Below are 11,863 nucleotides of genomic sequence, written 5' to 3' on the forward strand. Positions count from 1 at the left end.
GTTTTCCGTCCGGAAATGCGGCGAGGCTTTTGCGATTCGCGCGGGCAACGAAACATGTCTGGCCCCTTTCTCCTGTCTTGCCGGGGGCAGGCATGAGCGCGTCCATCGCACGGTTTCTTAAGGACTTCGGTGAAGCGCAACCGCAACCGGCGGCGCAGGCCTTCGTCGACCCGTTGGCCGATACGGATTTCCTGTCCGGTTTTGCCGATGGCGCTTCAGGTTTCGACGAATTTGCTCCCGTCGATGTGGAGAGCGAGAAACAGGCGGCCTATGACCGCGGCCGCGAAGATGCTACCCGCGAGATCACCGAGAAGATGCAGGCGGAGCGGGAAGAGCTGATCGCTGCCCATGCGGCCGAGCTGGAGGCCCTGCGTTCTGGGCACCTCGAAGAAATCGCGTCATCCCTGTCGCGTGGTCTGCGCGAGGGTATCGACGCGATTGCGGCCAATCTCAGCGAACAGACCGCCAATATCCTTGCTCCGGTCCTGACGGAAAAGCTGTCGCTCAAGGCGGTCTCGGCACTGGCGGATGTGGTGCGTAGCGCCATGCCGGATGGCGAAGGGGTCACGCTTGTCGTGAAAGGCCCGAAAGATTTGTTCGAGCGGCTGAAGACGCAGCCGGGCTTTGAAGAAGAAACGATGAAATTTACCGAGACCACCGATATCGATCTTTCCGTCGAGTTGGGTGAAAGCGTGTTCGTGACGCGCATGTCCGCTTGGGCGTCCAGTCTTCGCAAGGTGATGAAATGAGTGAAGGCGAAAATCACCACCACGGTAAAAACGAGATCATCATCGTCAAGCGCCACAAGGGCGGTCATGACGGCGCCCATGGCGGTGCGTGGAAAATCGCCTATGCCGACTTCATGACGGCGATGATGGCGTTCTTCCTCGTCATGTGGCTGGTCAATGCCGCCAATGAGGAAACCAAGGCCTCGGTCGCCAGCTACTTCAACCCGATCAAGCTGTCCGATGAGAAACCCTCGTCCAAGGGGCTGGAAAAGCCGGTGGACAAGGAAGAGGGCGTCCAGAAGAAGGACCAGTCCAACATCCAGGCGGAAAAGGTCACCAAAGGCTCGGCCGCGGCGACGGGCGAAGACCTGACCTCGCAAACCGGTGAGCAGTCGAACTTCTCCGAAGCCGACTTTTTCGAAAATCCCTATTCCGTGCTGGCGGAAATCGCCCAGCAGGTGGGCCAGCAGGCCAATGTCAGCGCCAAGGGCGAGGGCGGCGCCGCCGATTCCGGCCCGGCGACCGGCGCAAGCGGCGGTGAAGCCTATCGCGATCCCTTCGATCCCGATTTCTGGACCCAGCAGGTGAAAATCACCCGCGCCGATCAGCCGCAGAAACCGGTTGAACAGCAGCAAGCCGCCGAGAACAAGCAGGAGGATGCGGCCGAAAACGCTCAGGCGGTCGCGCTCAAGGCGTCCGGGACACCGGCCGACAAGGCGGAAGACGGCAAACCGATGGAAGTCGCCGCCGTTGTGCCGCAGCAGCGCCCGGATGCCGCCGAGCAGGCAGCGCTCGCGCAGCCAAAGCCGGACGAGCCGCGCCAGGCGAGCGATGCAGAGCAAAAGGCCAGCGACGCCGACTGGGAAAAGGCCGACACGCTGCGCGAAGAGATCGAGAAGCAGATATCGGGCATTACCGGCAAGCTTTCCGAAGGTCTGGTGGTGACGCCGGCCGAAGGCGGATTGCTGCTCACCATTTCCGACCAGACGGAAACGCCGATGTTCAATATCGGATCGGCCGTTCCCAGACGTGAAATGGTTCTGGCCATGGAAAAAATCGGCAAACTGCTTCAGGAGCGCGGTGGCAGCGTGGTGATACGCGGCCATACCGACGGACGGCAGTTCAAGGGCGAGGCCAATGACAACTGGCGGCTTTCCATGGATCGCGCTCACAGCGCCTATTACATGCTGGTGCGCGGCGGCCTGTCGGAAGAGCGGGTAAAGCAGGTCTCGGGTTTTGCGGATCGCAGATTGCAGGTGCCGGCGGACCCTCTGGCGGACGCCAACCGCCGCATCGAAATTCTGCTTGAGGCTGATCGGGGGTGAGTGTGACGAAAACCTCGAAACGCTGGCTTCTTCTTGCGGCGACGCTTTGCGGTCTCGGCTCCGAGCCGGGCAGGGCGTTTTCGCAGTCGCAAGACAATCTCATGCCCTATGCAATGCTGCGCTCCCTGCAATTCGTGCAGGATTCCGTCGCCATGGGCGATCATTCCGCTTCGGAAATGCAGCGATTTCTGCTCCAGACCATCGACGAGCGGCTGAAGAGCGCGCCTTCGGCGATCTTCAAGGATCCGCGCAATGTCGATGCGGCGCTTATCTATGCGATGAGCGGCGGCAATCCGGCCACGCTGGAATTGCTGGTCGCGCGCGATGTGGATGGCAATTTCGACAGCCGCGTTGCCGATATCCTGCGCAAATACCTCTCCGGCAAGGGAACGCTCGTCGCGCAGAGCATTGCGGCCATGGTGCCGGAATATCGCGGCAAGCGGATTGGCGCCTACCTTGCGCTGATCGGCGGCAATGTGACGATCCCGCGCGATCCGCTGGCAGCGCTTGGTTTTTACGATATCGCCCGGCTCGAAGCGCCGGGCACCATCGTCGAGGAGGCGGCATTGCGCCGTTCGCTCGCCATCGCGGTCGAGGACGGCGATGCGGCACGCGGCGTCGAATATGCGCAGCGTTATGCGCGGCGGTTCCTGCATTCGCCCTATGCCAGCCAGTTTGCGGACCTTCTGGTCTCGCTGGTGGTCAAGCGCGCCGATTCCATCGGGAAGGAGGCGATACAGGAAACCTTCGCCATGATGGATACAGAGAGGCAGAAGGAAGCCTATCTACGGCTTTCCCGCCTCGCGGCGATCAGCGGCAAGGATTCGCTGGCGCGCATGGCGGCTTTGAAGGCAAAGGCGCTGTCTCCTGCGCTGCCGGGTGAGCCGGAAGTACAGGCAAATCTCTATGAAAGCCTTTCCAACATCGGCACGCCCGATGTGGTGAGCGCAATCGAGACAATAGGGCAGATTCCCGAAGCGCAGCTTTCGGATCGGGACAGGGCCTTGCGGGAGGCGGCAAGAGCGATTGCCGAGCAGGTGGTTCGTCCTCCTTCTCCGCAGTCCGGCGTCGAGGCCGACACTGCGGCCACGAAGGACACCGGGCGGAATGCGCCCGAAAACGAAGCGAACGCTGCCGATGCAAGAAGCATATGGCGGGTCGAAACCCAGAAGGCTGACGATGAGGGCGACAACGTGCGGCAACTCGTGACGAGCGGTCGCAGCAAGCTCGATGAAATCGACAGCCTGTTGAAGAAAGGCGAGGGGGCACCATGATCGACGCAGCCATCAATGCGATAATGAATGCGCCGCCATCCGATCCGCGCGCCGGCAGCGCCAGCGTCCGGGACGACGCCAAGGGCGGCAGTTTCGGCGATGCCCTTTCCACGGTTCGGGACGAGCGCCCGCCGCAGGCGCTGCATTCGCGGCATCAGCAGGACGAGAACCCGGCTGAAGAGCAGCAGGCGCGGCCCGATGGCGAGGCGGAAAAGATGGATGTCCCGGTCAAGCGGCCCGCAACATTTCTCAATGTGATCGTTAACGAGCATGCCGGCGAAGGCCGTGCCCAGGAGACTGTGGCCGAGTTTCAAAACGCCGTGAAAACGGCCCGCACGACGCCGGAAAACGGCAAGACCGGCAAGAAGCTCAAGGACGACGCCGACAAGGACGCCGAGGTGACGGACGATACGATCGATCCGAAGCTGGCGGAACTGCAGCTGGTGAGCGCCAATGCCGCCGATATGGCGACGGCCAAGACACCGCTTGAGGAAATTGCACAGGCGATTGCCGGCAAGGCCGACGCGGTGAAATCAGACCGCGCTGAACCTGTCCGGGGCAAGGTCGAGCATTCGGTCAAGGACATGCCGACAGGGATCGCACCAGCCGGTAATGAGGCGGGTTCTGCTTCGGAAAACGAGGGGGATGCCTCGGCATTCCGTTTTTCGTCTCCGCGATCAGGCGCGGCGCGGGCTCTGGATATGAGCACCGTTCAGCGTGAAGGCCGTGTCGAGTTCGATGCACGCGAAAGCACCGGCAAGGCGGCCGACACCATAACGGTTCTTGATTCGCGGCGGTTCATCGGCCTGGCGCCCTCGACCAACGCGTCGGCCCTGACCGGCCTGATCGTCAACGATCCGGAATGGGTGAGCGCCATGCAGCCCGGTTCGTCGCTGTCCAATGCGGCGGCTCAGAGCAGCACCGGCAAGGTCGTCCATACGCTGAAGCTGCACATGACGCCGATCGAGCTTGGATCGGTGACAATGTCGCTGCGGCTTGCCGGTGACGAGCTTGCCGTTCACATGACGGTGGAGAGTGTTGCGGCCTATAAAAAGCTCCAGGAAGACAGCAAGAGCATCCTCGATGGTCTCAAGGCGCAGGGTCTGACGGTCGATAACATCACCATCAGCATCGCTTCTTCCGACAAGAGTGACCAAACGGGCACACAAGGCAACAATCAGCAAAATCAGCAGGCGCAGCAGCAGGGTCAGCAGGCCGCCGCCGGGCGCAACCGTGACGAGTCCGGAGCACGGGGCGAGCGGCAAGGCAATGGCGATAATTTGGGGGTGCATAATGAAGGCATGGATGGCGTTTCTGGCTCTGCCCGCTCTTCTGCTGACAATGGCGTCTACCTCTGAGAACGCGTCCGCTTCGGCAACGTCAGGTGTCTGTGAAAGAGAGATCCAGTCGGCGGCACGCAAATATGGCGTGCCGGAGGGAATTCTCTATTCGGTGGGGCTGACCGAAACGGGCCGCAAGGGGCGTCTCGACCCCAACGCCATGAATATCGAGGGAAAACCGGTATTTGCCTCCTCCACCGAGGAGGCTTTGACCACTTTTGAAGCGGCGAAGCGCAACGGCGCCAAGCTGATCGACCTCGGATGCATGCAGATAAATCATTATTTCCATGGCGAAAACTTCGCATCCGCACGGGAAATGTTCGATCCTCGCCGCAATGTGGAATATGCCGCCATGTTTCTGCGCAACCTCCACAACAGGCATGAAACCTGGACCATGGCGGTCGCCCGTTATCATGCCGGCCCCAACAATGACCCGGCGCAGAAGAAATATGTCTGCCGTGTCATCGCCAATCTGGTGGCGACGGGCTACGGAAAATGGACCGCCAACGCGAAAAATTTCTGCGACGGTTAACAACCTGAAATTGCTTTCAGGCGCCGCAGGACTCGTATTTTGAAATGTGGCGATAGATTGATCGAAAAAAGGCATTTCAAGCGGTTTTTTCGGAATTTTGAAATTTCTACACAAAAATTTTGTGCCATATATGGTTAATACCCACTATATATAGATCAAATCGGCACAAAATGGTTAATCAATTATTAATATCTATCGATGATTTCCTACAGTTGTCCCTGAATCGTCCGATTCGTACCAATGCCTCATTGGAAAACACCACACTGATTCGGAGGCGGACGAATGATCGTAGTGGTTGATGAGCGCGAGCTCGTTAAAGACGGCTATACATCTCTATTTGGGCGTGAGGGCATTCCCTCGACCGGGTTCGATCCGGTCGAATTCGGGGAGTGGGTCTCGACGGCGGCGGAAAGCGATCTTGCGGCTGTGGAAGCCTTCCTGATCGGCCAGGGCGACCGGAGCTTTTCTTTGCCGAAGGCGATCAGGGATCGCACGACGGCCCCGGTGATCGCGGTCAGCGACCAGCCCTCGCTGGAATCGACGCTGGCGCTTTTCGACAGCGGCGTCGACGACGTCGTGCGCAAGCCGGTACACCCCCGTGAAATCCTTGCACGTGCGGCGGCGATCCGTCGCCGATTGCAGGTTATCTCGAACTTCACCGATGCTGGTCCGATCCGGGTTTTCTCCGACGGCCGTGACCCGGAAGTGGGTGGTGAAGTGTTCCCCTTGCCGCGCCGTGAGCGCCGCATCCTCGAATATTTGATCGCCAATCGCGGACGCCGCGTTTCCAAGGCGCAGATTTTCAATGCCATCTACGGCATCTTTGATGACGACGTCGAAGAAAACGTCGTCGAAAGCCACATCAGCAAGCTGCGCAAGAAGTTGCGCAAGAAGCTTGGCTACGATCCGGTCGATTCCAAACGTTTCCTCGGCTACAGCATTGATTGGCAATGATTTTCATTGACCCGCGTGGTCTTTTTCAAACGCGGTATTTCCGACAGCTTCACGCAAGCCAAACGCTTTACCTTCTCCCTGAAAGATGACCACGAGGGTTTTTGAATGAGTATTTTCGGCACTATGCGAACCGGTGTGTCCGGCATGAATGCGCAGGCGAACAAGCTGGGGACCGTGGGCGACAACATCGCCAATGCAAGCACCACCGGCTACAAGCGCGCATCGACGTCGTTCTCCTCGCTCGTTCTGCCCTCCTCGTCGGGCAGCTATGCGTCCGGCGGCGTGCAGTCCAACGTTCGCTACAGCATTTCGGAGCAGGGCAACCTCTCCTACACCACCTCCAGCACCGACCTTGCCGTTCAGGGCAACGGTTTCTTCGTGGTTCAGGATGGTGCAGGCACGCCTTACCTCACACGGGCGGGGTCCTTCCAGAAGAATTCGGAAGGCTATCTGGAGAATGCGGCAGGCTTCATGCTGATGGGTTACCCTTACGGCGCCAACCCGCCGGCTGCGGTCGTCAACGGCTTCACCGGCCTTGAGGCCATCAATATCAATGACTTCGGTCTGACGGCGTCTCCCTCCACACAGGGCAGCTTCCCGGCCAACCTTAATCGTGATGAGGCAATCGTTGCTGCGGGATCGCGCCCAAGTGCCAACGTCGCAACGTCGACGGTTGGCAGCAAGACGTCGCTCACGGCGTTCGACAGCGGCGGAGCCAAGGTTCTTTACGACTTCTATTACACGCGCATTGACAACGACGCGTCCGGCAATCCGCAGTGGGAAGTGTCCGTTTATCGTCAGGATCAGTCGACGGATGGCGGCTTCCCCTATACGGCAACCGCCCCGGCTACGCTCGTCAAGGAAACGGTCACCCTGACCTTCGATCCCGCCACCAACAAGCTCACCACCGGATCGGATAGCTCGATCACGATTAATGACAACAACAGCGGCGTGGCGCAGGCGATCGAGATCGACCTGTCGCAGATGACGCAGTTCTCCTCGAAGTTCACGCCTGGCACCGCTGTTCTGAACGGTAACGGCCCGAGCCAGATCAAGGACGTCGAAATCGGCAAGGATGGCCTGGTGACGGCGGTCTATCAGGATGGTGGTCGCCGCAATATCTACCAGCTGGCGCTAGCCACGGTGCCGAGCGTCGACAATCTCAGCCCGCAGAACGGTAACGTCTATCTGCCTAGCAACGAGTCGGGTGTCGTCACCATCGGCTTCGCGCAGACCGGCAGCTTCGGTTACATCCAGAAGGGCGCGCTGGAAGGCTCGAACGTCGATATCGCCAGCGAACTCACCGACATGATTGAATCCCAGCGTATCTACACAGCGAATTCGAAAGTCTTCCAGACTGGATCGGATTTGATGGACGTCCTGATCAATCTGAAGAGATAATACTTCTCACGAGGACAGATGAATGTCGCTCACGTCAGCAATGAATACTGCGCAGTCGATTTTCAATAATACAGGTAAGCAGACGGACGTTACCTCCAAGAACATTGCCAATGTCGGCAATGCTAACTACGTCAAGCGAACCGCCATTCTCGGCACGACCATGGCTGGAGCGAGTATCGTCTCCAACGGCCGTGCCCAGAATGAAAGTCTTCTCAGGCAGACGATTTCCAGCTCTTCTCTCGCTTCCGGCCAGAGCACGGTTCTGACCGGCCTTGAGGAAATGAAGAGCATTTTCGGCGGCAACGATTATGAGAGTTCGCCGGCCACCTATATGAAGGAACTGCTGAAGAGCCTGGACGCTTACGCCGCCAAGCCGAGCGATGCCGCTCTGGCCGCAACGGCCGTCACCTCGGCCACCGATGTTGCCAGTTCCCTGAACAAGGCCTCGAACGAATTGCAGGCGATGCGTCTGCGCGCCGACAAGGAAATCGCCCTTCAGGTCGACAAGCTGAACGGGCTGCTTGCGAAGTTCGAGGAAGCCAATAACGAGGTCAAGGCGCAGACGGCGATAGGCGGCGATCCAAGCGACGCTCTCGATCAGCGCGAGACGCTTCTGAAGGATATTTCCTCCATCATCGGCATCAATGTCGTCAATCGTCCCAACAACGATGTGGCGCTTTATACGACGGATGGCGCGACGCTGTTCGAAATCGTGCCGCGCAGCGTCACCTTCAAGACGCAGCCGGGCTATGATGCGACGACCACGGGCAACGCAATCTATGTCGATGGCGTAGCGCTGAAGGCAGGAAGCGGCAGTAACACGACGTCTGAGGGCTCGCTTCAGGGCCTGATGCAGGTTCGTGACGACCTGGCGCCGACGATGCAGAGCCAGCTCGACGAAATCGCCCGCGGCCTCATCACCATGTTTGCGGAAAAGCCGGCCGACGCGACCAGCGGCCTGCCGGATATGCCGGGTCTCTTCACCTACGGCTCGCCGGCGGCGACGACCATTCCGGCCGACGGGATTGTCTCTCCCGGGCTCGCAGCCAGCATTACCGTCAACCCGGCGTTAATTATTTCCAAAGGTGGCAATCCGGAATTGTTGCGCGATGGCGGTATCAACGGTACCGATTACGTGATCAATACCGCAGCGTCGGGGGGAACCGGTTTCTCCGAGCTGATCCGCAGCTATGTTACTGCTTTCGACGCGCCCATGAATTTTGCCGCGTCGACACGTATCGATACGAATACCAGCATCCTGAAATACGGCACCAACTCGATGGGGTGGCTCGAACAGGAACGTTCCGGCGCGACTTCTGCGAACGAAGCGAAAAGCGCGCTTTATGAGCGCTCCGCCACGTCCTATTCGAACAATACGGCGGTCAGTCTGGACGAGGAACTGTCGCTGCTCATGGATATCGAGCAATCCTACAAGGCCGCGACCAAACTGGTGACGACCGTTGACGAAATGCTCAAGTCCCTGATGGACATGGTGAGGTAAACGATGAAAACGTCATTCATTTCATCGCTGGCGATGCAGAACAGCATGCGCAGCACCATCCTCAAGGCTCAGCTCGAGATGACCAATCTCAATACCGAGCTGACGACGGGCAAGCATGCCGATCTCGGCGTGACGCTGGGCGCCAACACCGCCCGCAGCCTCGATCTCAATCGCGATATCGACCGCATCTCTTCGCTGGTGAGCGTCAATTCGATTGCAACGCAACGCCTCAAATCCTCGCAGACGGCGCTGGACGGCATGGCGCAGGCCGCACAGGAAATTCAGAAGGTTCTCGTCCCCAACACCAGCAGCGAAGCGCCGACGCTGACGACGGTTGCCAAAACCATCTCGAATGCCTTCAACAATTTCACCAGCTTCGCCAATACGGCGGTCAATGGCGAGTTTCTGTTCTCCGGCATCAATACGGATGTGAAGCCCGTCGATGACTATTTCGCTGAAGGGTCTACCCTGAAGGAAGCCTATGAGACCGAGCTGAACGCATTCATGGCGGCGCAGACGCCGGCGGTTGGCGACATCACCGGCCTCTCCAAGACCCAGGCCGAAGCCTTCATGACCCATATCGAAGGTGTGTTCAACGGCACCACGACGGTAACGAACCCGCCCCATAGCAGCCTGACGGCCGGCCAGAACTACGATTTCTGGACGACCTTCGGCTCCAAGGCGAGCGACACCAACATGACGAGCCGCATCAGCCAGAACGAGGTCGTGGAAACCTCCAGCAACAGCAATTCGCAGGGCATGCGTTATTTTGCACTGACGGCGATGACGGCGATGACCTTCCTCGACGAAAAGGTGGATAGCGGCGTTCGCGAAATGGTGGCGACCAAGTCGGTGACCAATATCGGCACCGCCATCAGTGGCCTGAACCAGCAGCAAAGCCAGCTCGGCCTTTCCGAAAGCCGCGTTTCGAAGGCCAATGATTCGCTGGCAGCCCAGAAGAAGATCATCGAAACGCATCTGCTGGATATTGAGGGGATCGATACCTACGAGGCGAAGACCCGCCTCGATCTGCTGCAGCAGCAGATTGAAATCGCATACAGCCTCACGTCGCGTCTGCAAAAAATGAGTCTGGTGAACTACCTCTGATGAACAGGGGTGGCGGCAGATAAAGGATACATGAATGTACCAGTTTTCCTACGCCGAAATCATGGAGGATGGTGTCGCCAACGCGAAGGATCGCGAGCGGCAGGCGTTGACAAAATCGATCGACCTTCTGGTGGAGGCAAGGGATTCCTCTTCGCAGCGCCACACGATCGAAGCGCTTTTTTACACTCGACGGGTCTGGATCCGCTTCATTGAGGATCTCAAGCAACCCGACAACCAGCTTGCCATGGAGCTCAGGGCCAATCTGATTTCCATCGCGATCTGGATATTGAAAGAGTGCGAACTGATCCGGAAACGTCAGTCGACGAATTTCCAGGGCATAATTGACGTGACAACCATCATCAGGGATGGACTTAAATGAAAAGTACACTTCGGATTTCGCTGAAATCGGGCGAAAAGATTTTTATCAACGGCGCGGTTCTGCGTGTGGATCGCAAGGTGGCGCTCGAATTCCTGAACGATGTCACGTTTCTGCTTGAAAACCACGTCCTGCAGCCCGATCAGGCGACGACGCCGCTGAGGCAGCTTTATTTCATCGCGCAGATGATCCTCATCAACCCGGAAGGGCGCGACCAGTCCACCAACATGTTCCGCAAGTCGGTCAGCATGCTGTTGAACTGCTTCCAGCATGACGAGGTTCTGGCGGAACTCAAGCGGATCGACGGACTGGTTGCCTCGGGCAAGGCTTTCGAAGCGCTGAAGGCCATTCGCGGTCTCTACCCGATCGAGGAAAAAATCCTCAACAATCAGGAAATGACCCCCGCAACGATCGAGCAGATTCGCAAGGAGATAGCACCATGGCGGTAGATGCAGTCACTTCGGCAGCGTCAAATCCCTGGGCCAATGCCGGGGCGAGCAGCTCCGACGGCAGCGCGGCGTCGCTGAACTACGACAGCTTCCTGAAGCTCCTCATCGCCCAGATGAAGAACCAGGATCCGACCAGCCCGATGGATGCGGGCGAGCAGATGTCGCAGCTCGCAAGCTTCTCGCAGGTCGAGCAGACCATCAAGACCAACACCCATCTCAAAAGCATGCTGCAGGCGGAAGCCCTGACGCGCGCCTCCGATCTGGTCGGCAAGACGGTCAAGAGCGCCGACGACACCGTCACCGGCGTGGTGAAGGAAGTCGAGGTCTATTCGGACGGCGTTGTCGCCATCACCGAAGCTGGTGACAAGGTGCTGCTGCAGGCCGGCGTGACCTTCTCCAACGGCCCGATTACGAGTACATCTGATAGCGGAACCGATTCGGATAGCGCGACCGGTTCCTGACATTGAAGAGGCGGCATGACGCCGCCTTTCCGGATTAAGGATGCGACGATGAACGAGGCCGATGCGCTTGACATCATGCAGGCGGCTGTCTGGACGGTTCTCGTTGCGGCCGGTCCCGCGGTTCTAGCCGCCATGATCGTCGGTGTCGTCATCGCCTTCATTCAGGCCCTGACCCAGGTTCAGGAAATGACGCTGACCTTCGTTCCCAAGATCGTCACGATCATGCTCGTCCTCGGCGTCGCCGCCCCCTTCGTGGGCGCGCAGATATCGCTCTTTTCCAATCTCGTCTTTTCCCGCATCCAGTCCGGCTTCTGACGCCGTCCGCTGCGGATGCCACCTTCGCGCAAGCTTCAGCCGCTAGTGATAGGCGCAAAGCATCGGGCCGAATTGCGTGCGCTTTTCGAAAACCGGTGCC

General features: G+C 58.8%; 13 protein-coding genes. All 13 read left to right on the plus strand.

What is annotated here, in order from left to right:
- Positions 1-92: 92 nt before the first annotated feature.
- The 13 genes from AGR7B_RS02575 (at position 93) to fliQ (ending at position 11,763) form a co-directional block, all read left to right on the plus strand.
- On the plus strand, positions 93-749 hold the full coding sequence (locus AGR7B_RS02575) for a hypothetical protein (RefSeq protein WP_080855955.1): 657 nt from the start codon (positions 93-95) through the stop codon (positions 747-749).
- Positions 746-2,053, plus strand: a complete 1,308-nt coding sequence (locus tag AGR7B_RS02580; RefSeq protein ID WP_080855956.1) for a MotB family protein — start codon at positions 746-748, stop codon at positions 2,051-2,053. The genes AGR7B_RS02575 and AGR7B_RS02580 overlap by 4 nt, the downstream gene beginning before the upstream one ends.
- On the plus strand, positions 2,050-3,327 hold the full coding sequence (motC, locus tag AGR7B_RS02585) for a chemotaxis protein MotC (protein WP_080855957.1): 1,278 nt from the start codon (positions 2,050-2,052) through the stop codon (positions 3,325-3,327). Before AGR7B_RS02580 ends, motC begins: the two co-directional genes overlap by 4 nt.
- Positions 3,324-4,685, plus strand: coding sequence for a flagellar hook-length control protein FliK (gene fliK, locus AGR7B_RS02590; protein ID WP_080855958.1), 1,362 nt, complete (start codon positions 3,324-3,326; stop codon positions 4,683-4,685). Before motC ends, fliK begins: the two co-directional genes overlap by 4 nt.
- On the plus strand, positions 4,633-5,199 hold the full coding sequence (locus AGR7B_RS02595) for a lytic transglycosylase domain-containing protein (protein ID WP_059760571.1): 567 nt from the start codon (positions 4,633-4,635) through the stop codon (positions 5,197-5,199). Before fliK ends, AGR7B_RS02595 begins: the two co-directional genes overlap by 53 nt.
- 282 nt (positions 5,200-5,481) lie before the next feature.
- Entirely contained in the window at positions 5,482-6,153 is a 672-nt protein-coding gene (locus tag AGR7B_RS02600; protein ID WP_004432529.1) for a response regulator transcription factor, read from the plus strand.
- Positions 6,154-6,258: 105 nt separating this feature from the next.
- On the plus strand, positions 6,259-7,554 hold the full coding sequence (locus AGR7B_RS02605; protein ID WP_065654448.1) for a flagellar hook protein FlgE: 1,296 nt from the start codon (positions 6,259-6,261) through the stop codon (positions 7,552-7,554).
- A gap of 22 nt (positions 7,555-7,576) precedes the next feature.
- Positions 7,577-9,055 (plus strand): flagellar hook-associated protein FlgK, encoded by a 1,479-nt coding sequence (gene flgK / locus AGR7B_RS02610; RefSeq protein WP_065654447.1) that lies wholly within the window; start codon positions 7,577-7,579, stop codon positions 9,053-9,055.
- Between the two features lie 3 nt (positions 9,056-9,058).
- On the plus strand, positions 9,059-10,162 hold the full coding sequence (locus tag AGR7B_RS02615) for a flagellar hook-associated family protein (protein ID WP_065654446.1): 1,104 nt from the start codon (positions 9,059-9,061) through the stop codon (positions 10,160-10,162).
- A gap of 34 nt (positions 10,163-10,196) precedes the next feature.
- Positions 10,197-10,541, plus strand: coding sequence for a flagellar biosynthesis regulator FlaF (flaF, locus tag AGR7B_RS02620; RefSeq protein WP_004432537.1), 345 nt, complete (start codon positions 10,197-10,199; stop codon positions 10,539-10,541).
- The gene (flbT, locus tag AGR7B_RS02625; RefSeq protein ID WP_003503362.1) at positions 10,538-10,987 is read left to right on the plus strand and encodes a flagellar biosynthesis repressor FlbT; all 450 of its coding nucleotides are present in this window, start codon (positions 10,538-10,540) and stop codon (positions 10,985-10,987) included. Before flaF ends, flbT begins: the two co-directional genes overlap by 4 nt.
- Positions 10,978-11,448 carry a flagellar hook assembly protein FlgD gene (gene flgD / locus AGR7B_RS02630; protein ID WP_065654445.1) on the plus strand — a complete coding sequence of 157 codons (471 nt, stop codon included), beginning with the start codon at positions 10,978-10,980 and terminating at the stop codon, positions 11,446-11,448. The genes flbT and flgD overlap by 10 nt, the downstream gene beginning before the upstream one ends.
- Before the next feature lie 48 nt (positions 11,449-11,496).
- Positions 11,497-11,763, plus strand: a complete 267-nt coding sequence (gene fliQ, locus AGR7B_RS02635; protein WP_003503352.1) for a flagellar biosynthesis protein FliQ — start codon at positions 11,497-11,499, stop codon at positions 11,761-11,763.
- The last annotated feature ends 100 nt before the right edge of the window (positions 11,764-11,863 follow it).

It is taken from the genome of Agrobacterium deltaense RV3 (assembly GCF_900013505.1).
GTDB lineage: Bacteria > Pseudomonadota > Alphaproteobacteria > Rhizobiales > Rhizobiaceae > Agrobacterium > Agrobacterium leguminum.